Here is a 19,520-nt window from a genome sequence, read left to right on the forward strand (position 1 = left end):
AAAAAGGCTACTCGAAAGAGTGGCCTTTTTTGTGTCTGCTCGTTTTTCCTTCCTGTACGAAAATTGTAAGACAAAAAAATCTTTACTCGTCGCGCACTTACCGTCCTTGGTCAACGTGTAACGACAAATTCACACTTATTTGACCCATCAGCCCATTAACGGTTGACACCCCGCCGCTGGGCTGTAGAATGCCGCCCACAGACGCGGGATGGAGCAGTCTGGTAGCTCGTCGGGCTCATAACCCGAAGGTCGTCGGTTCAAATCCGGCTCCCGCAACCAAACATCAAAAAAGGCTACTCGAAAGAGTGGCCTTTTTTGTATCCGGTGAAAAAGTTCTTCTGAAACAATGGCATGGCATCTTTCATGAAACCGCTCGCGGTTTGTAGAGTCCATCTCATTGCAAGCTATGCTCAATGCTCAAGCGCTGCCCTCTACGACCAATGGCCGCAGTCGCCGCACCCGGTGATACGCGTTAATATTTGTAATTATTTTGTCCATAGGGATTGGTAACTTGGCTGGATACCTCCATCCTGTCGCGCACAATCCACGAGGTGATTGATGCGCGCCAACTCGTCTGAACCACAAGACACTGTCACAGCAGAACAACCGATCACACCCACCCGTTTGCGTTGGCTGGATCTGGTGAGCAAGTACCGGCAACCCATCGGGCTGGCCGTCACTCTATTGTTGTTCGCCATCGCCCTGATCGCCTGCCGCCACCTGCTGTTGGAACTGGACCTCTACGCCCTCCACGATTCGATCCTGGAAGTGCCCAAGCCCGCCTTGCTGGGTGCGTTTGCGGCGGCCGTCGCCGGTTTCGTCATTCTATTGGGCTATGAATTTTCCGGCGCGCGCTACGCGGGCGTGAACCTGCCCGCCAAAACCCTGGCCCTCGGTGGCTTTACCGCCTTCGCCATCGGTAATGCGATTGGCCTGTCGATGCTCTCCGGTGGTTCGGTGCGTTACCGTTTATATGCACGCCATGGCATCGGGGCTTCGGAAGTCGCCCATATGACGGTGTTCGCCAGCCTGGCGCTCGGCACCGCACTGCCGCCACTGGCTGCATTGGCGACACTGAGCAACCTGCCCGCCGCATCGACCTACCTGCATTTGCCACAGGCTGTGCTGGGCGGTATTGCTGGCGCGGTGCTGTTGTTGTCGGCGGTGTTGTGCATCGGCATTTATCGCCGTCGCCTGCCGGAACAACCCTACCCGGATAACCTGCTGGTAAAAGCCGGTCGTCGCACCCTGCGCCTGCCAGGTCGCCGCCTGACCTTCCTGCAACTGATCATTACCGCGCTGGACGTGGCCGCTGCCGCCACTGTCCTTTATATGCTGCTGCCGGAAGCGCCGCCGTTCGGTCCCTTCCTGCTGGTGTACCTGCTGGCCCTCGCCGCCGGCGTGCTCAGCCATGTGCCGGGCGGTGTGGGCGTATTCGAAGCGATCCTGCTGGCGGCCTTCGCCGACAAACTGGGGGCCGCGCCATTGGCCGCCGCCCTGCTGCTGTATCGCATGATCTACGTGGTGTTGCCGCTGCTGATCGCCTGCGTGTTCCTGCTGGTCAACGAAGCACAGCGCCTGTTCCAGACCCAGCAAAGCCTGCGGGTTGCCTCGGGGCTGGCCGCGCCAGTGCTGGCCGTACTGGTTTTTTTGTCCGGCGTGGTCCTGCTGTTCTCTGGCGCCACGCCCGAAATCGACTCACGCCTGGAAAACATCGGCTTCCTGATTCCCCACCGCCTGATTGACGCGTCGCACTTTGGCGCCAGCCTGATCGGCGTGCTGTGCCTGTTGTTGGCCCAGGGCCTGCGCCGACGCTTGTCGGCGGCCTGGATGCTGACCATGGTGCTGCTGTTGGTCGGTGCCCTGCTTTCGCTGCTCAAGGGTTTCGACTGGGAAGAAGCCAGCCTGATGACCATGACCGCGATCCTGCTGGCGATCTTCCGCCGCTCTTTCTACCGTGCCAGCCGCCTCACCGAACTGCCCTTCTCGCCGCTGTACCTGGTGGCCAGTGTCTGCGTGCTGGGTGCTTCGATGTGGTTGCTGCTGTTCGCCTATCAAGACGTGCCGTACAGCCATCAGCTGTGGTGGCAGTTCACCCTGGACGCCAACGCCCCACGCGGCCTGCGTTCGCTGTTGGGTGCCGCTGTGGTGCTGGTGGTTGTGTCGCTGACCTGGCTGCTGCGCACCGCGCGCCCGGTGATCCACTTGCCGACGCCGGACGAACTGGAGCGCGCCAGCAAGATCCTGATGGCCTCGTCCCAGCCCGACGGAGGCCTGGCGCTTACCGGCGATAAAGCGCTGCTGTTCCACCCCAATGATGAAGCGTTCCTCATGTACGCCCGTCGCGGCCGCAGCCTGGTAGCCTTGTACGACCCGATTGGCCCGACCCAGCCACGGGCCGAGATGATCTGGCAGTTCCGTGACCTGTGCGACATTCACCATGCGCGCCCGGTGTTCTACCAGGTCCGCGCCGAGAACCTGCCGTACTACATGGACATCGGCCTCACCGCCATCAAGCTGGGCGAAGAAGCCCGCGTCGACCTGAAACGCTTTGACCTGGAAGCCAAGGGCAAAGAGATGAAGGACCTGCGCTACACCTGGAACCGCGGCTCGCGGGACGGCCTGTCCCTGGAGATCTGCGAACCGGGCACCGCGCCGATGGACGAGCTCAAGGTAATCTCCGATGCCTGGCTGACCGGCAAGAACGTACGGGAAAAAGGCTTTTCCCTGGGACGTTTCAGCGACGACTACCTCAAGCACTTTCGCATTGCGATCATTCGCTTCGAAGGGCGCCCGGTGGCCTTCGCCAACCTGCTCGAGACCTTCAACCACGACCTGGCCAGCCTCGATCTGATGCGCGCCCACCCGGAAGCGCCCAAGCTGACCATGGAGTTCATGATGGTCGGCCTGATTCAACACTATAAGAGTCACGGCTACGCCCGCTTCAGCCTCGGCATGGTGCCGTTGTCGGGCCTGCAACCACGACGCGGCGCCCCGCTGACCCAACGCCTGGGTTCGATGGTGTTCCGTCGTGGCGAGCAACTGTATAACTTCCAAGGTTTGCGCCGCTTCAAAGACAAGTTCCAGCCTGACTGGGAACCCCGTTACATGGCCGTGCCCGCAGGACTTGATCCGCTGGTGGCACTGGCCGATACCGCCGCCCTGATCGCGGGCGGCTTGACTGGATTGGTGAAACGCTGATGATTCGACGCTCCTGGCGGTATGTATTGGCCTTTGTAGTGCTGCTCGCCCTGGTCCTGGGTGGCGGCTATTGGTACTGGAACCGCCCTGCCCCGCAGCCGACCCTGGAGCAACTGCCCCAGGCCGATGGCTCGGTGATGACCCGGGTAACCCCGTACGGAACGCCGAAAGCCCGTGTGGCCGTGGCCGTAATGCCCGATGAAATCCTGACCGACAGCCAACTGGTCGCCTTGAGCCAAGGCGGCAAGGCGCAGATTGTCCAGGTGATCCTGCCCAAGGACGACTGCAAGCTGCAGGAACAAGCGCTGCAAAACGCCCTGGGCCAGCTCAAGGGCCCGGCGACGCTGGTCAGCGGCATCGGCCCTGGCGCCGCCCTCGCCTGGCGCTGGCTGGCCACCCAGAACGACGACAAGGCCAACGCCATCTCCGTCGGCTTCGCCTTGGTGCAGGAAGGCTGCAAGGATCCACTGCCAAAGACAGCCGCACACGGCAATTGGCTGGTGGCCTGGAACGACAACCCTGACGATGAAAGCGCCAGTTTCGTACGTGACACCCCGCGCGCCACCACCAGTATCAGCGACTACGATATTCACTACCCGCAAGTGCTGAACAACGAGTTGCGCAAGCAACTGGTAGGTTCGGACAACGGCGGCCTGGCGATTCCGGTGGTTGAAGTGCCGGCCGGCCAAGCCAAAGATACCGTCACCCTGTTCCTTTCCGGTGACGGCGGCTGGCGCGACCTGGACCGCGACGTGGCCGGCGAAATGGCCAAGATCGGCTACCCGGTGGTGGGTATCGATACTCTGCGTTATTACTGGCAGCACAAGACCCCGGAACAAAGCGCCAAGGACCTCACCGAACTGATGCAGCACTACCGTCAGAAATGGGGCACCAAGCGCTTCGTATTGACCGGTTATTCGTTCGGCGCAGACGTACTGCCAGCGATCTACAACCGTATGCCGGAAAACGAGCAGCAGCGTGTGGATGCAATCATCCTGCTGGCGTTTGCGCGCACCGGCAGCTTCGAAATTGAAGTGGAAGGCTGGTTGGGCAACGCCGGTAAAGAAGCCGCCACCGGGCCGGAAATGGCCAAGCTGCCACCTGAGAAAGTGGTGTGCATCTACGGAGCGGAAGAGGTCGACGAGAGCGGCTGCACGGACAAGACAGCCGTGGGTGAAGCGTTGAAGTTGCCAGGTGGGCATCACTTCGATGAGAACTACCCGGCGCTGGCCAAGCGGTTGGTGGATATCATCGTCAAACACCAAGCCAAAACCGAATAACCTGTAGGAGCGAGCTTGCTCGCGAAGAACGTCAACGATAACGCGGGCATCCTGGATGAACGCGTTGCCCTGAGGTTTTTCGCGAGCAAGCTCGCTCCTACTAGCGCACGGTGTTGATCGAGCCTAGCGCGGTTCGATGTGGGCAATCATCAGTTGCACCGTCTCATTCCCACGAAACTCGTTCACATCCAGCTTGTACGCCAACTCCACCCAACGCACGGTCGGGTTCGGCCAGACCTCACGGTCCACTCCGAAGGCAATGCCATCGAGTTTCACTGACCCGCATTCAGTCTTGAGCACCACCTTCAGGTGCCGCTCACCCACCACGCGCTGCTCCACCAACTGGAATACGCCGTGAAAGACCGGCTCGGGAAAGTGCTGCCCCCACGGCCCGGCATGTCGCAACGCGCGGGCCAGTTCCAAGTGAAACTCTTCCACCGCCAGGGTGCCGTCAGACAACAAGCGTCCCGTCAAATCTTCTTCACGCAGTTGCCGACGCACTTCAGCATCAAAGGCTTCGGCAAACAGTGGGAAATTTTCTTCGGGCAACGTCAGCCCCGCCGCCATGGCGTGACCGCCGTATTTGGCGATCAGGTTGGGATGCTGGCTCGCAACCACTGCCAGCGCATCACGGATATGAAAACCCTGCACAGAGCGCCCAGAGCCCTTGAGCAGGCCATCACCGGCGTCAGCGAAGGCGATGGTCGGGCGGAAGTAACGTTCTTTCATACGCGACGCGAGAATCCCGATCACACCCTGGTGCCATTCCGGGTCGAACAGGCACAAGCCATAGGGCATCGACTCCACCGGCAAGTCCTTGAGCTGGGCCAGCGCCTCGCGCTGCATGCCTTGCTCGATGGATTTGCGATCCTGGTTCATGCCGTCCAGTTGCGCGGCCATTTCCCGCGCGGCGGCAACGTCGGTGGTGAGCAGGCATTCGATGCCCAGGCTCATGTCATCCAGGCGACCCGCAGCGTTCAGGCGTGGCCCAAGGATAAATCCCAAATCGGTGGAGGTGATACGCGAAGCGTCGCGCTTGGCCACTTCCAGAATCGCCTTGATCCCCGGCCGCGCACGGCCAGCGCGGATACGCTCCAGGCCCTGATGCACCAGGATGCGGTTGTTGGCGTCCAGGGGCACTACGTCGGCGACGCTGCCCAGGGCAACGAGGTCGAGTAATTCACCGATGTTGGGTTGCGGCTTGTTGTCGTACCAGCCCAAGCTGCGCAGGCGTGCGCGCAGGGCCATCAGCACATAAAAGATCACACCCACGCCAGCCAGCGCCTTGCTCGGGAACTCACAGCCGGGCTGGTTCGGATTGACGATGGCATCTGCCGCCGGCAACTCATCACCAGGCAAGTGGTGGTCCGTCACCAACACCTGCAACCCCGCAGCTTTCGCCGCCGCCACGCCTTCGACGCTGGAAATGCCGTTGTCCACGGTGATCAGCAACTGCGGCTCGCGCTGCAGGGCGACTGCAACGATTTCCGGGGTCAGGCCGTAGCCGTACTCGAAACGGTTGGGCACCAGGTAATCGACATGGGCCGCACCGAGCAAACGCAGGCCCAGGGTGCCCACGGTGCTGGCGGTGGCGCCATCGGCGTCAAAGTCACCTACGATGAGGATGCGCTGGCGCTGCTCCAGGGCGGTCACCAGCAAGTCCACCGCCGCGTCGATACCCTTGAGCTGCTGGTAGGGAATCAACCGCGCCAGGCTTTTATCCAGCTCGGCCTCGGACTGCACCCCGCGCGCGGCGTAGAGACGAGTCAAGAGCGGTGGCAGTTCACCGAGAAACGGCAGGACAGCAGGTAACGGGCGAGGATCGATACGCATGGGAAGCAGGTGAATTCTCTTCAATAAACGGTAGGAGCGAGCTTGCTCGCGAAAATCATTAACGATGACACGGATTGCCTCGATGAACGCGGCGCCCTCAGGTTCTTCGCGAGCGAGCTCGCTCCTACAGGTTCAACCGCGTTCGCCGACCAGCCATTGCAGTTGCACTTCATGTTGGCCACGGTCGTCGGTGACGAACATCGTGCCTTCGCTGATCATCACGTCCCACTTGATGACGCGGGGCATGTCCTTGGCCAGGGTCTCCAGGACATCCTGGGGCACGGCGGCGATGTGTACGTTTTTCAGGTTATTCGCCACCGGCACCACCTTGCCCTCCCACACGCGCAAGCTGCCGTAGGCCAACAGGCTGGTGCGTTCGGTACGACGCGAGCACCAGGTGAGGCGGTCGGCATCGGGCTGGCCGACTTCGATCCAGTGCAAAACCCGATCATCCAGGCTTTTTTCCCACAGGGCTGGTTCGTCTACATCTGACAGGCCGCGCCCGAACGACAACTGCTCGTTGTACCAGAGGGCGTAGGCCAGCAGGCGCACGGTCATGCGCTCTTCGGTTTCCGATGGGTGGCGGGCGATGGTCTGTTTAACGCTCTCGTACACCGAGCGATCGAGGTCGGTGAGGTTGAGTTCGAATTTGTAGGTCGTGGACGGCTGGGCCATGAACGGGCTTCTAGAGACAGGGAAAGGCGGCCAGTCTAACCGATGGCGAGGCTATTCAACGAATCCTGCGCTGCCCAGGGCTACTCGCCTATGTTAAAAGGCATCAAACCAATGCCCTGCGCAGACAAGGAACCTCATGTCGTTCAACGCCAAACCGCTTGCCGGACTGAAAGTCATCGAACTCGGCACCCTGATCGCCGGCCCGTTTGCCTCCCGTATCTGTGCGGAGTTCGGCGCCGACGTGATCAAGGTCGAGTCTCCCGACGGCGGCGACCCGCTGCGCAAATGGCGCAAGTTGTACGAGGGCACATCGCTGTGGTGGTTCGTGCAGGCGCGTAACAAGCAGTCGCTGACACTGAACCTCAAGCACCCCGACGGCCTGTCCATCCTCAAGCAACTGTTGGCCGACGCCGACATCCTGATCGAGAATTTCCGCCCCGGCGTGCTGGAAAAACTCGGCCTGAGCTGGGAAACCCTGCACGCCCTCAATCCCAAGCTGGTGATGGTACGTCTCTCCGGCTTTGGCCAGACCGGGCCGATGAAAGACCAGCCGGGGTTTGGCGCCGTGGGCGAATCCATGGGCGGCTTGCGCTACATCACCGGTTTTGAAGACCGCCCGCCGGTCCGCACCGGTATTTCCATCGGCGACTCGATTGCCGCGCTGTGGGCAGTGATCGGCGCGCTAATGGCGCTGCGTCACCGCGAAGTCAACGGCGGCCTGGGCCAGGTGGTGGATGTGGCGCTGTACGAAGCGATCTTCGCCATGATGGAGAGCATGATTCCGGAGTTCGACGTGTTCGGCTTTATTCGCGAACGCACCGGCAACATCATGCCCGGTATCACGCCCTCCTCGATCCACACCAGCGCCGATGGCAAGCATGTGCAGATTGGCGCCAACGGCGATGCGATCTTCAAGCGCTTCATGTCCGCCATCGGCCGCGAGGACCTGGCCAACGATCCTGCACTCGCCAGCAATGATGGTCGCGATAGCCGCCGTGATGAGCTGTATGGGGTGATTGATCGCTGGGTGAACTCGCTGCCGCTGGATCAGGTGGTAGATATCCTGAATAAGGCCGAAGTGCCCGCCAGCCGTATCTACAGTGCCGAAGACATGCTTGGCGACCCGCAATTCCTGGCCAGAGAGATGTTTCTCAAGGCCCAGCTTCCCGACGGCAAGGACTTCAAGATGCCGGGTATCGTGCCCAAGTTGTCGGACACGCCGGGCAGCTGCGAATGGGTCGGACCGCAACTGGGTGAACATAACAGCGTGGTGCTGGGCGGACTGGGTTACGACGCTGCCGCCATTGTGCGTTTACGTGAGGAAGGCGCGATCTGATGGTTCGCAGGCTTGCTCAGCTTTGCCTCAGCGTCATGCTCGCCTGGGGCTCGACCGCCAACGCTGAAGACACGCTGGTCTGGCTACTCCGTGACTTGCCTCCCCTGACCATTTTCGAAGGCCCACGCAAAGGTCAGGGTGCACTGGACCAGTTACTGCCGATCCTCATCGAACACCTGCCGGAGTACCGGCACCAGGTGCTGCACGTCAATCGCGCACGGGGCATGCAAATGCTGCGTGAGCCCACGTTCACCTGTGATCCGTCATTGCTATGGACGGCCGAGCGGGCCAAGTACGTCGTATTTTCCAGCCAGGCGTTTGTGGTCGCCAGCAATGGCATCACGATCCGGCGCGACCAGCAGGAAGGCATGGCAGCCTACATCAGAGAAGGCCAGTTTGACCTGCAGGCGTTCCTCGATGCTCATAGGGCAAGGGTGGGTGCCGTGGCAGAGCGCAGTTACGGACCTGTCATCGATGAACGGCTCAAACATGCCGATGCGCACAAGCTCGCACTGCATTACGGCAATGACGCGCTGGGTAGCCTGTTGCAGATGCAACGTCTGGGTAGATTGGAGGCGGTGCTGGGTTATTGGCCGGAAATCCGTTATCACGCGATGCAACAGGGCATCGCCTCGGACGATCTGGTCTTCTACCCCATCAAAGATTCGGCGCCGTATCAGCGCATCCATATCGGTTGCTCGGACACGCCCCAAGGGCACCTGGCTATCGAGCGGATCAATCAGGCACTGCACGATCTCCCCCTGGAACAGGTGCAGCAGTCGTATGCCTCATGGCTGGACCCGGTCATGCGTGAACAGTATCTGCGGGATAACCCAAACTTTTTCCGGGACTCGCCGGAGCCCTGACAAATCACGGGCAAAAAGAAACCCCGAAGCGTGGGGAGACACTTCGGGGTTAAACGTGGCCTACAAAGACCAGTACAACAAGGCACAAACACCGGAGCACAATGTTTGCTCTTGCTGTTACGAAATCTGACCGGCCACGTTGTAGGAAGTTTCCACAGTTAAACAATTCTTCATGCGGCGGTGGCGCTGCGGGTCTGGGCTGCGTTGCGCAAGGCTGCGATGACCGAAGGCTCCAAACGCCCTTCGGCGATTTTGATGTCACGCAGCAGGCAATCCACCACATCCACCAGCACGCGCTTGTCCATCAATTGGGCGCGGTCGACTTCACGTTCGACCACGATGGCGCCAGCAGGATTCTTCACGGTTACCAGGCACTCGTCCTGCACACCAGAGGTGGTCAGCGTAACCTGATAAGGGCTCAGTGCTTCTTCGAGCAATAGGCTGATACTTTCCATCTCGATCACCACTCAATAGTTCGGGAACAATCGTTTCAACGGGAGCTGCATCTATCCTAAGTGACTGTTTGTGACGTAGGAAAGTTCGCTTTATCGTCTTTATGGGGCCGTCAGGGGGTGACGGATTCCAGCATGCGCTTGCAACATGACAGGGAAAAAACGGCGGCATATAACTGCTTACGCAATGGGCGGCTGTTTTGGGGTTGGCCGAGGGCTGAGACCCGAAGTGAATCCTATACTCGGTGAGCGCTGGTAATGCTGCTACGCAGATAAAAGCGCATGTCAAAAGGCCCTTATTGCGAAGGATGAAGACGATGTTGGAACACAACAGAGAACAGGCTGCGCTAGAGAAGATTCACGCTGACATTTCACGCATCTATGCCGAGCAACGCAAACTCAATGCCGAAGCTCACAAGATAACCCGTGAGAACTTCTGGTACCCGTTGGCTGTGGTCATGGCCATGTTCACGGTTTTCGGCACGGTATTAGCCATCGTACAAAAAATAATCACATTAGTGGTTTGAGCCAACCGGGCCTGCCAGATACAAAAAAACGCCGCTGACCCAAGGAAGGGAAAGCGGCGTTTTTGTTTGCGTGGGGCGCCTTACAACGGCTTGCCCCTATTGCCATGCTGGCTGACAAATGCCTGCACAGCCTTCAAGTCATTGGCCAGCACAGTGCAACGCTCTTCACGCTCAAACAAATCGGTCAGGTGCACTGGCAATTCCAGCGCCTTGCCCACACCCGCCTTCTCCACCGCTTCCGGGAATTTGACCGGGTGGGCGGTGCCCAGGATCACCATCGGGATGTCCAGGCTGCGACGGCACTCGCGGGCGGCCTTCACACCGATTGCGGTGTGCGGGTCCAGCAGCTCGCCGGTCTGGGCGTAGACTTCAGCGATGGTTTCGCACGTCTGCGCGTCGTCCACCGCCAGGGAATCGAACAGCTTGCGGGTTTCGGTCCAGCGCTCTTCGTCCACGCTGAAACCGCCACCGCTCTTGAAGGTGTCCATCAAACCGGCAATCGCTGCGCCGTTGCGACCGTGCATGTCGAACAGCAGGCGCTCGAAGTTTGACGAGACCATGATGTCCATCGACGGCGACAGCGTGGCGTGCAGGGTTTCCTTGACGTACTGGTTGCCGCTCATGAAGCGGTGCAGGATGTCGTTGCGGTTGGTGGCGACGATCAACTGGTTGATCGGCAGGCCCATGTTGCGCGCCAGGTAACCGGCGAAGATATCGCCGAAGTTGCCGGTCGGCACCGAGAACGATACCGAACGCGCCGGGCCGCCCAACTGCAGGGACGCGTGGAAGTAGTAAACGATCTGGGCCATGATCCGCGCCCAGTTGATCGAGTTCACGGCCACCAGGCGCGTGCCCTTCAGGAAGCTCTGGTCAGCGAAACTGTTCTTGACCATTTCCTGGCAGTCATCGAAGTTGCCTTCGATGGCGATGTTGTGGATGTTCTCACCAAAGATGGTAGTCATCTGGCGACGCTGCACTTCCGACACGCGCTGGTGCGGGTGCAGGATGAAGATGTCGACGTTTTCGCAGTGCTTGCAGCCTTCGATGGCCGCCGAGCCGGTATCACCGGAGGTGGCGCCGATGATCACCACGCGCTCGCCGCGCTTTTGCAGCACGTAGTCGAGCAGGCGACCCAGCAGTTGCAGGGCGAAATCCTTGAACGCCAGGGTCGGGCCGTGGAACAGCTCCAGTACCCATTCGTTGCCATTCAACTGGCGCAGAGGGGCGATGGCGTTGTGGGAAAACACGCCATATGTCTCTTCCAGAATCTTCTTGAAATCCGCATCCGGAATACTGCCGGTGACGAACGGGCGCATCACGCGAAACGCCAGCTCGTGGTACGGCAGGCCGGCCCAGGAAGCGATTTCCTCCTGGGTGAAACGTGGCAGGTTTTCCGGTACGTACAGGCCGCCGTCAGTGGCAAGGCCTGCCAGCAGGACGTCTTCGAAATTCAGGGCCGGTGCCTGGCCGCGGGTACTGATATAACGCATGACTGGCTCCTCTAGAGCATTCTTGAACAAGGGCCGCCGAACCTGCGGGGCCCTTGCAGCAAAACCATTAGTTCAGGTGTTCGACGCGGATCCGTACCACCGGGCCGACCACGCCTTGCAGGGCTTCCAGGGCAGCGATGGCATCATTGATGTGCTGTTCGAGCACGCGGTGAGTCAGCAGGATCATCGGCACCTGGCCGTTTTGCTCCTCGACTTCCTTCTGCATGATCGATTCGATGTTGATACCGCGCTCCGACAAGATGCTCGCAACCTGGGCCAACACGCCCGGATGGTCCTGGGCCTGGATGCGCAGGTAGTAGGCGCTTTCGCAGGCTTCGATCGGCAGGATCGGGTGGGCCGACAGCGAATCCGGCTGGAAGGCCAGGTGCGGCACACGGTTTTCCGGGTCGCTGGTCATGGCGCGGACCACATCCACCAGGTCGGCGATCACCGACGAAGCGGTCGGCTCCATGCCGGCGCCGGCGCCGTAGAACAGGGTCGAACCGGCCGCATCACCGTTGACCATCACGGCGTTCATCACGCCATTGACGTTGGCGATCAGGCGGTCGGCCGGGATCAGCGTCGGGTGCACACGCAGTTCGATGCCCGCAGGTGTGCTACGCGCGACGCCCAGGTGCTTGATGCGGTAGCCCAGGGCTTCGGCGTAGTTCACATCGGCGGTGGTCAGCTTGGTGATGCCTTCGGTGTAGGCCTTGTCGAACTGCAGCGGGATACCAAAGGCGATGGACGCCAGGATGGTCAGCTTGTGGGCAGCGTCGATACCTTCCACGTCGAAGGTCGGGTCGGCTTCGGCGTAACCCAGGGCCTGGGCTTCGGCCAGCACGTCTTCGAAGGTACGGCCCTTCTCGCGCATTTCGGTGAGGATGAAGTTACCGGTGCCGTTGATGATACCGGCCACCCAGTTGATGCGGTTGGCGGACAGGCCTTCACGGATCGCCTTGATTACCGGGATACCACCAGCCACGGCGGCTTCGAATGCGACGATCACGCCCTTCTCGCGCGCCTTGGCGAAGATCTCGTTGCCGTGCACGGCGATCAGCGCCTTGTTGGCGGTGACCACGTGCTTGCCGTTCTCGATGGCCTTGAGCACCAGCTCACGGGCCACGGTGTAGCCGCCGACCAGCTCGATGACGATATCGATTTCAGGGTTGGTGGCAACGGCGAAGACATCGTTGGTAATCGCAATACCGGTCGTTTCGAACTGGGGCTTTGGCGAACGCGTGGCAATTTGCGCCACTTCAATCCCGCGACCTGCACGGCGGGAAATTTCCTCAGCGTTACGCTGAAGTACGTTAAAGGTGCCGCCACCGACGGTCCCTAACCCACAGATGCCTACTTTGACCGGTTTCACTGAAGAACTCCCCATGAAACGGCCGACGCTAGGTCGGCCGTGGAAAACAGCCGCACGACTGCGGCTTGTAATTAACGACTCGCCGACGTGTCAGCAAGCCTTGATCGTCGACGTTTCGACGATACTGATTTATTTGGCACTGAGCGCCAGTTTGGCAACTTGTGGTGCCGGCTGGTAGCCCGGAATTACTTGGCCGTCAGCCAAAACGATGGCCGGTGTACCGTTCACGCCGATAGATTGACCGAGGGCGAACTGCTTGGAAACCGGGTTGGCACATTTGGCCGCTTTGATTTCCTTGCCATCGACCATCTTGTCCATGGCGGCTTTCTTGTCGGCCGAGCACCACACGGCTTGCAACTGCTCGTCACCCGGCGAACCCAGGCCCTGGCGCGGGAACGCGACGTAGCGCACTTCCACACCCAGCTTGTTCAGCGCAGGCACTTCGGCGTGCAGCTTGTGGCAATACGGGCAGGTAGTGTCGGTGAACACGGTGATGTGGGTCTTGGTCTCGCCGATGGCCGGGTAAACCACGGTTTCTGCTACCGGAATACCGTTGATCAGCTTGGACACGCCCAGGCGCTCGGCTTTCTCGGTGAGGTTCACCGGCTTGCCGTCCTTCAATTGGAACAGATAACCCTGGACGATGTACTGGCCGTCGGCACTGGCGTACAGCACGCGGCTGCCCTTGAGCTTGACTTCATACAGGCCGGCCATCGGGCTGGCGCTGATGCTTTCGATCGGGGTATCGAGTTGCAGGTTGGCCAGGCTCTTGCGGATGGTCTGCTCGGCAGCGTCATCGGCAAACGCAAAGGTGGAAACCAACGCAATGGCTGCGGCGGCAATAATCTGGGTCAAGCGCATGGGAACTCCTGAAGGCAGATGCAGGGACGGGAGCAGTAGCACCGATGTGGAAACTCGGGTATGGGCCGTCCCCTTTGCTAACCGGCAAAGCCTACCACAGTTGGGCCGCAGGGCAGCCCGTGACGGGATAAATTGGCGGTTTTCAGCCTCGCGGGTGGTGCTTGGCGTGCATATCCTGCAAACGTGCACGGGCAACATGGGTGTAGATCTGGGTTGTGGATAAGTCGCTGTGGCCAAGCAGCATTTGTACGACGCGCAAATCCGCACCGTGGTTGAGCAAATGCGTGGCAAATGCATGGCGCAACGTGTGGGGTGACAAGGTCTTGCCGATACCCGCGACCTTGGCCTGGTGCTTGATGCGATGCCAGAAGGTCTGCCGCGTCATCTGCTCGCCGCGCAGGCTGGGGAACAGCACGTCGCTGGGCCGCCCACCAAGCAGCTCACTGCGAGCATCACGCATATAGCGCTCGACCCACACAATCGCCTCCTCGCCCATGGGCACCAGCCTTTCCTTGCTGCCCTTACCCATTACCCGCAGCACGCCCTGGCGCAGGTTGACTTGCTCCAGGGTCAGGCTGATCAACTCGGTCACCCGCAGGCCACAGGCGTATAGAACCTCCAGCATGGCGCGGTCGCGTTGACCGATGGCTTCGCTGAGGTCGGGGGCGGCCAGCAAGGCCTCCACGTCAGTTTCTGACAGAGACTTAGGAAGAGGCCTACCTAATTGCGGCATGTCGACTTGTAGAGTCGGATCCACCGCTATCAACTTTTCACGCAACAGATAGCGATAAAAGCCACGCACTCCGGAGAGAAATCTCGCCGTGGAACGTGGCTTGTAGTTTTGCTCAAGGCGCCAGGCCAGGTGGTCGAGAATCAGCTCGCGCCCAGCATTGATCAGCTCGAGGTTTTTCTCCTGCAGCCAACCGTTGAACAGGGCCAGGTCACTGCGGTAGGCCTGGCGCGTATTGTCCGACAGGCCTTTTTCCAGCCAGAGGGCGTCGAGAAAATGGTCGATAAGCAGGTGGTCAATGGCAGGCATGGGCACTCAAGCGACGCGGCACGGGGCTTTGCGGCAATTAATTAGTGAACTGTGATTAGGGTCACTAGTCTTTCATAGCCCGCTACTTCAAGGAACAGGAAGCTTTAATGAACGAACAACAGATTTTGCTGGCCTTTGGCGGCATTGGCGTGGCCGCACTCGGCTGCCAATGGCTGGCCTGGCGCCTGAAACTGCCGGCCATTCTGTTCCTGTTACTGAGCGGGATTCTGGCAGGACCGGTACTGGGCTGGCTCGACCCACAGGAAATGTTCGGCCCGCTGCTGATGCCGCTGGTGTCGCTGGCGGTGGCGCTGATTCTGTTTGAAGGCAGCCTGACCCTGCACCTGTCGGAATGGAAGGAAATCGGCAGTGTGGTGCATCGCCTGGTCACGCTTGGCGCGCTGTCGACCTGGGCGGTGATCACCTTGGCGACTCACTGGCTGCTGGGTTTCGATTGGATGCTCGCACTGCTGTTCGGTACGCTGACCTTGGTCACAGGCCCGACTGTCATCGTTCCCATGCTGCGCGTGGTGCGCCCCAAGGCCTCCATCGCCAACATCCTGCGCTGGGAAGGCATTGTCATTGACCCTATCGGCGCCCTGCTGGCCGTCGTGGTGTACAGCTTCATTATCAGCCGAGCTTCCGGCGATGGCTTGAGCCATAGCCTGCTGACCTTCGGCGGGGTGATCGTCTGCGGCAGCCTGTTCGGGGTAGCTGGCGGCTGGGTATTGGGGCAGATCATGCGGCGGCAGTGGTTGCCGGAATACCTGCACAACCTGGCGACGTTGGCCGGGGTGCTGGGGGTATTTATCGCCTCCAACGAAGTCATGCATGAATCCGGCTTGCTGGCGGTGACCCTGATGGGCATGTGGATGGCCAACATGAAGGGCGTGGATGTGCGGCACATTCTGCACTTCAAGGAGAACCTCAGCGTGCTGCTGATTTCCGGCCTGTTTATCCTGCTGGCAGCACGCCTGGACTTGAACGCCTTGATTGCGCTGGGACCGTTCGTACTGATCCTGTTGCTGATCATTCAATTCATCGCCCGCCCTCTGAACGTCGCGCTGTCGACCGTCGGCTCGAAACTGAATTGGCGGGAGCGCGCGCTGCTGGCATGGATCGCCCCGCGCGGGATTGTGGCGGCCGCGGTGTCGGCAATCTTTGCGATTCGCCTGGATGAAGCCGGGCACGCCGGTGCGCTGCTGTTGGTGCCACTGACCTTTGCGGTGATCATCGGCACCGTGGTGCTGCAAAGTGCGACCGCACGCCCCTTGGCCCGCCTGCTGAAAGTTGCTGAGCCCGCCCCCAGCGGCTTCCTGATCGTCGGTGCGAACAGCCCGGCACGCATCCTCGGCAAGGCCTTGCAGCAACTTGGCAGCCGCGTGCTGCTGACGGACTCAAGCTGGGAAAATATCCGCGCCAGTCGGATGGAAGGGCTTCCCACCTATTTCGGTAACCCGGCCTCCCAGCATGCCGAATCGCACCTGGACCTGGTTGGGCTAGGGCATTTGCTGGCGCTCTCCCCGTCCGGCGAACTGAATACCCTGGCCGCGATGCGTTTTCGTCACGACTTCGGCCACCGCCTGTTCACCCTGAGCAGCAGCCAGGAGAGCCGCCGCACCGATAAACACCGAGCCAGCCATGAACACCGTGGCCAGTTGCTGGGCAGTCAACCCTTGACCTACACCAAGCTAGCCAGCCTGTTGGGCCAGGGCGCCGAGCTGTATAGCACGCATCTCACAGAAGGCTTCGGCTGGGAGCAGTACCAAGCGCTCCATCGAGAGCGCGCGACGTTACTGTTTGCGCGGGATACCAGCGGTTGGGTACACGTGGTCACCCCGGACATCAACTTGAAACCTGTCGCGGGTTGGACCTTGGTTGCAGTGATCCAACCCGAAAACAGCACAGCCGGCTGATCAGTCAGCAAACCCAGGCAATACCGGCACCGGGCGTTTGTCGGCGTCAATCGCGACAAAGCTGAACACGCCCTGGATCGCCTTCTCGCGGCCGTCGGCGCTCATGCTTTCGACGAACACTTCCACTTCAACCTTGAGGCTGGTGTTGCCGACCTTGATCACGCGGCCGATCAGCTCAACGATGGAGCCGGCCGGGATCGCGTGGTTGAAGTCGATGCGGTCGGTGGAGACCGTCACCAGCGGCAGGCGGCAGAAACGGGTGGCCGTGATGAACGACACTTCATCCATCCACGCCAAGGCGGTGCCGCCAAACAAGGTGTTGTGGTGGTTAGTGGTCGGCGGGAACACGGCCTTGGTCACGTGGGTCACGGACAGGTCGGTGCGGCGCTGGATTTCTTCGAGGCGGGTGGTCATGGACAGATACCGGCAAATGGACAAATTTCAGGCACAAAAAAGCAGCCCGTAGGCTGCTTTTTTCTGCATCGGGAAGCTGGACTTAAGCCAGTTTTTCCTTGATGCGAGCTGCTTTACCGGACAGGTCACGCAGGTAGTACAGCTTGGCTTTACGTACGTCACCGCGACGCTTGACGGCCATGCTGTCGATTTGCGGGCTGTAGGTCTGGAAAGTACGCTCTACGCCAACACCGTTGGAGATTTTACGAACAGTGAAAGCACTGTTCACACCACGGTTACGCTTGGCGATTACCACGCCTTCGAACGCTTGCAGACGCGAACGGTCGCCTTCCTTCACTTTCACCTGAACGACAATGGTGTCGCCCGGGGCAAAGGTAGGGATCTCTTTGGTCATCTGCTCTGCTTCGAGTGCAAGGATGATTTTGTTAGTCATGCTGTGCTCCTAAGGTAAGTCAATGGACCTACCATCGATACGTTGTTAACTATCGTCCCGCGCGAGGATGTATTCCTCGAGCAGCTTCTTCTCTTCTCCAGAAAGCGAGCGGCTTTCCAGAAGATCGGCGCGTCGTTCATAGGTCCGACCAAGGGACTGCTGTAAACGCCAACGCCGGATGTGTGCGTGATTGCCACTTAGCAATACGTCGGGAACACGCTGATCCGCATACACCTCCGGTCGGGTGTAGTGCGGGCAATCCAGCAAACCATCCGTGAAGGAATCTTCCTCCGCGGAGTCCGCATGCCCTAAAGCTCCAGGCAGCAGTCGTGTAACCGCATCTATCAGGACCATCGCCGGCAGCTCGCCGCCAGACAGGACATAGTCCCCAATCGACCACTCTTCATCGACATGAGCTTCAATAAAACGCTCGTCAATGCCTTCATAGCGACCGGCAATCAGGATCAGTGCTTCCTCATTCGCCAGTTCGCGGACCCCAGCCTGTTTCAGCTGACGGCCTTGAGGGGACAGGTAAATTACCTTCGCCTTCTCCCCGGCGGCGGCCTTGGCCTGAACCAACGCGTCTTCCAGGGGCTTGATCTTCATCACCATGCCCGGACCACCGCCAAATGGGCGATCGTCTACAGTGTGATGTCGATCCGTCGTGTAGTCTCGCGGGTTCCAACAGGTGAGCTGCAACAGCCCCTGTTTCACCGCCCGACTGGTGATGCCGTACTCGCTGATGGCGGAAAACATCTCGGGAAACAAACTGATCACTTCAATGCGCAAATTAGCCACGCTTAGAAGTCCGCGTCCCATTCCACCTTCATCTCGCCCGCGACCAGGTCGACGGCCAACACGCATTGCGCCGTATAGGGCAACAGGCGTTCGCGATCATCCAGGCTGCCAGCGCAAGGCTTGACCACCATTACATCATTGGCGCCGGTTTCCAGAAGATGATCGATTTTCCCGAACAATTGCCCGAGTTGATCAATAACCTTCAGACCTTCCAGCTGGTACCAGTAGTACTCGCCGTCGGTCAATTCAGGGAACAGGTCTCGCGGCACGCAGATCTCATAACCGGCCAGAAGACGAGCTTCTTCACGGTCATCAAGACCCTTGAGCTTTGCGACCAGGAACTTATCGCTCCCGCGTCCACTGACCAGCTCAACCTGCTTCACACTCCCTTCGCGCTTGAGCGTCCAGGTCTTGTACTGCAACAGGTTTTCAGTCGGATCAGTAAAGGAATACACCTTCACTTCGCCGCGAACGCCATGAACAGAGTAAATCTTGCCGATAACGATCAAATCATCAGCAACAGCTGGCGTCGCGTTCATATTGCTCAGGCTGCGGCCTTAGCCGAGTCCTTCAACAGTTTTGCAACGCGCTCGGATGGCTGTGCACCCACGCTCAGCCAGTAGGCTACGCGCTCCTGGTTCACGGACAGACGAACTTCTTGACCACGAGCAACAGGGTTGAAGAAACCAACCTGTTCCTTGTGCGAACCGTCACGCGGGTTGCGGCTGTCGGTTACGGTCAAGTGGTAAAACGGGCGCTTTTTGGAGCCGCCAAGGGCAAGACGGATTGTTAGCATGTGAACATCGTTCCTGTAGTCGGTGCTGCAAATCTAAATGCACAGCGGGCATAGGTGCCCGAAAGGCCGCATATTCTAAGGAATATCCGGACTTTTGCAAATGTCTTTTTCTGGCGCCTATCAGCGTGCCACTCAGATCTGCTATAGAGCCGTCGTTTAAAACGGCGAGTCAGCGCCCGCCAACGGCGGGTTTGCTGGAGATCCCACGTCCGTGTGGGTCGGAGCAAAAGC

The 19,520-nt window shown here is 59.8% G+C and carries 18 protein-coding genes and 1 tRNA gene; 7 read left to right on the forward strand and 12 right to left on the reverse strand.

All coding sequences use genetic code 11. The annotated features are described in order from the left end of the window. The first annotated feature begins 202 nt into the window (after window positions 1-202). The 3 genes from CI807_RS00005 (at window position 203) to CI807_RS00015 (ending at window position 4,481) form a co-directional block, all read left to right on the forward strand. Window positions 203-279, forward strand: a tRNA-Met gene (locus tag CI807_RS00005). Window positions 280-558: 279 nt separating this feature from the next. Further along, window positions 559-3,201: a bifunctional lysylphosphatidylglycerol flippase/synthetase MprF gene (gene mprF / locus CI807_RS00010; protein ID WP_095013415.1), complete on the forward strand. Its 2,643-nt coding sequence runs from the start codon at window positions 559-561 to the stop codon at window positions 3,199-3,201. Beyond that, window positions 3,201-4,481 (forward strand): virulence factor family protein, encoded by a 1,281-nt coding sequence (locus CI807_RS00015; protein ID WP_095013416.1) that lies wholly within the window; start codon window positions 3,201-3,203, stop codon window positions 4,479-4,481. The genes mprF and CI807_RS00015 overlap by 1 nt, the downstream gene beginning before the upstream one ends. 123 nt (window positions 4,482-4,604) lie before the next feature. Here CI807_RS00015 and recJ read toward each other — a convergent pair whose 3' ends face one another. Continuing rightward, entirely contained in the window at window positions 4,605-6,314 is a 1,710-nt protein-coding gene (gene recJ, locus CI807_RS00020) for a single-stranded-DNA-specific exonuclease RecJ (protein WP_095013417.1), read from the reverse strand. 132 nt (window positions 6,315-6,446) lie between these two features. Continuing rightward, the gene (locus tag CI807_RS00025) at window positions 6,447-6,989 is read right to left on the reverse strand and encodes a YaeQ family protein (protein WP_095013418.1); all 543 of its coding nucleotides are present in this window, start codon (window positions 6,987-6,989) and stop codon (window positions 6,447-6,449) included. 136 nt (window positions 6,990-7,125) lie between these two features. Between CI807_RS00025 and CI807_RS00030 the strand changes: the two genes are divergently transcribed. Beyond that, window positions 7,126-8,325, forward strand: coding sequence for a CaiB/BaiF CoA-transferase family protein (locus tag CI807_RS00030; RefSeq protein WP_095013419.1), 1,200 nt, complete (start codon window positions 7,126-7,128; stop codon window positions 8,323-8,325). Next, on the forward strand, window positions 8,325-9,191 hold the full coding sequence (locus CI807_RS00035) for a TIGR02285 family protein (protein WP_095013420.1): 867 nt from the start codon (window positions 8,325-8,327) through the stop codon (window positions 9,189-9,191). Before CI807_RS00030 ends, CI807_RS00035 begins: the two co-directional genes overlap by 1 nt. A gap of 170 nt (window positions 9,192-9,361) precedes the next feature. Here CI807_RS00035 and CI807_RS00040 read toward each other — a convergent pair whose 3' ends face one another. Then, complete coding sequence (locus CI807_RS00040) at window positions 9,362-9,646, reverse strand: DUF3509 domain-containing protein (protein ID WP_033898579.1); 285 nt, start codon at window positions 9,644-9,646, stop codon at window positions 9,362-9,364. Between the two features lie 314 nt (window positions 9,647-9,960). Between CI807_RS00040 and CI807_RS00045 the strand changes: the two genes are divergently transcribed. Then, window positions 9,961-10,170 (forward strand): hypothetical protein, encoded by a 210-nt coding sequence (locus tag CI807_RS00045; protein ID WP_033898580.1) that lies wholly within the window; start codon window positions 9,961-9,963, stop codon window positions 10,168-10,170. A gap of 80 nt (window positions 10,171-10,250) precedes the next feature. Here CI807_RS00045 and thrC read toward each other — a convergent pair whose 3' ends face one another. From thrC to xerD, 4 genes are all read right to left on the reverse strand, one after another. After that, entirely contained in the window at window positions 10,251-11,660 is a 1,410-nt protein-coding gene (thrC, locus tag CI807_RS00050; protein WP_095013421.1) for a threonine synthase, read from the reverse strand. A 67-nt stretch (window positions 11,661-11,727) separates the two neighbouring features. Next, the gene (locus tag CI807_RS00055; protein ID WP_010207988.1) at window positions 11,728-13,032 is read right to left on the reverse strand and encodes a homoserine dehydrogenase; all 1,305 of its coding nucleotides are present in this window, start codon (window positions 13,030-13,032) and stop codon (window positions 11,728-11,730) included. A 129-nt stretch (window positions 13,033-13,161) separates the two neighbouring features. Next, entirely contained in the window at window positions 13,162-13,893 is a 732-nt protein-coding gene (locus CI807_RS00060) for a thioredoxin fold domain-containing protein (protein WP_010207987.1), read from the reverse strand. 142 nt (window positions 13,894-14,035) lie between these two features. After that, window positions 14,036-14,932 carry a site-specific tyrosine recombinase XerD gene (xerD, locus tag CI807_RS00065; RefSeq protein WP_095013422.1) on the reverse strand — a complete coding sequence of 299 codons (897 nt, stop codon included), beginning with the start codon at window positions 14,930-14,932 and terminating at the stop codon, window positions 14,036-14,038. A 107-nt stretch (window positions 14,933-15,039) separates the two neighbouring features. Between xerD and CI807_RS00070 the strand changes: the two genes are divergently transcribed. After that, a complete protein-coding gene (locus tag CI807_RS00070; protein WP_095013423.1) occupies window positions 15,040-16,848 on the forward strand; it encodes a sodium:proton antiporter in 1,809 nt (602 codons plus the stop codon). Here the strand turns inward: CI807_RS00070 and CI807_RS00075 are convergent, their stop codons facing one another. The 5 genes from CI807_RS00075 to rpsP all read right to left on the reverse strand — a co-directional run bounded on the left by CI807_RS00075 (window position 16,849) and on the right by rpsP (window position 19,289). Beyond that, complete coding sequence (locus CI807_RS00075) at window positions 16,849-17,262, reverse strand: acyl-CoA thioesterase (RefSeq protein ID WP_016977715.1); 414 nt, start codon at window positions 17,260-17,262, stop codon at window positions 16,849-16,851. An 82-nt stretch (window positions 17,263-17,344) separates the two neighbouring features. After that, window positions 17,345-17,695 carry a 50S ribosomal protein L19 gene (gene rplS, locus CI807_RS00080; protein ID WP_003175895.1) on the reverse strand — a complete coding sequence of 117 codons (351 nt, stop codon included), beginning with the start codon at window positions 17,693-17,695 and terminating at the stop codon, window positions 17,345-17,347. Window positions 17,696-17,740: 45 nt separating this feature from the next. Then, the gene (gene trmD / locus CI807_RS00085) at window positions 17,741-18,514 is read right to left on the reverse strand and encodes a tRNA (guanosine(37)-N1)-methyltransferase TrmD (RefSeq protein WP_016977714.1); all 774 of its coding nucleotides are present in this window, start codon (window positions 18,512-18,514) and stop codon (window positions 17,741-17,743) included. Continuing rightward, a complete protein-coding gene (rimM, locus tag CI807_RS00090) occupies window positions 18,496-19,032 on the reverse strand; it encodes a ribosome maturation factor RimM (protein ID WP_033898585.1) in 537 nt (178 codons plus the stop codon). The genes trmD and rimM overlap by 19 nt, the downstream gene beginning before the upstream one ends. Before the next feature lie 5 nt (window positions 19,033-19,037). Continuing rightward, complete coding sequence (rpsP, locus tag CI807_RS00095; RefSeq protein ID WP_003175899.1) at window positions 19,038-19,289, reverse strand: 30S ribosomal protein S16; 252 nt, start codon at window positions 19,287-19,289, stop codon at window positions 19,038-19,040. Window positions 19,290-19,520: the final 231 nt, after the last annotated feature.

Source organism: Pseudomonas sp. NS1(2017), assembly GCF_002269425.1.
GTDB classification, from domain to species: domain Bacteria; phylum Pseudomonadota; class Gammaproteobacteria; order Pseudomonadales; family Pseudomonadaceae; genus Aquipseudomonas; species Aquipseudomonas reactans.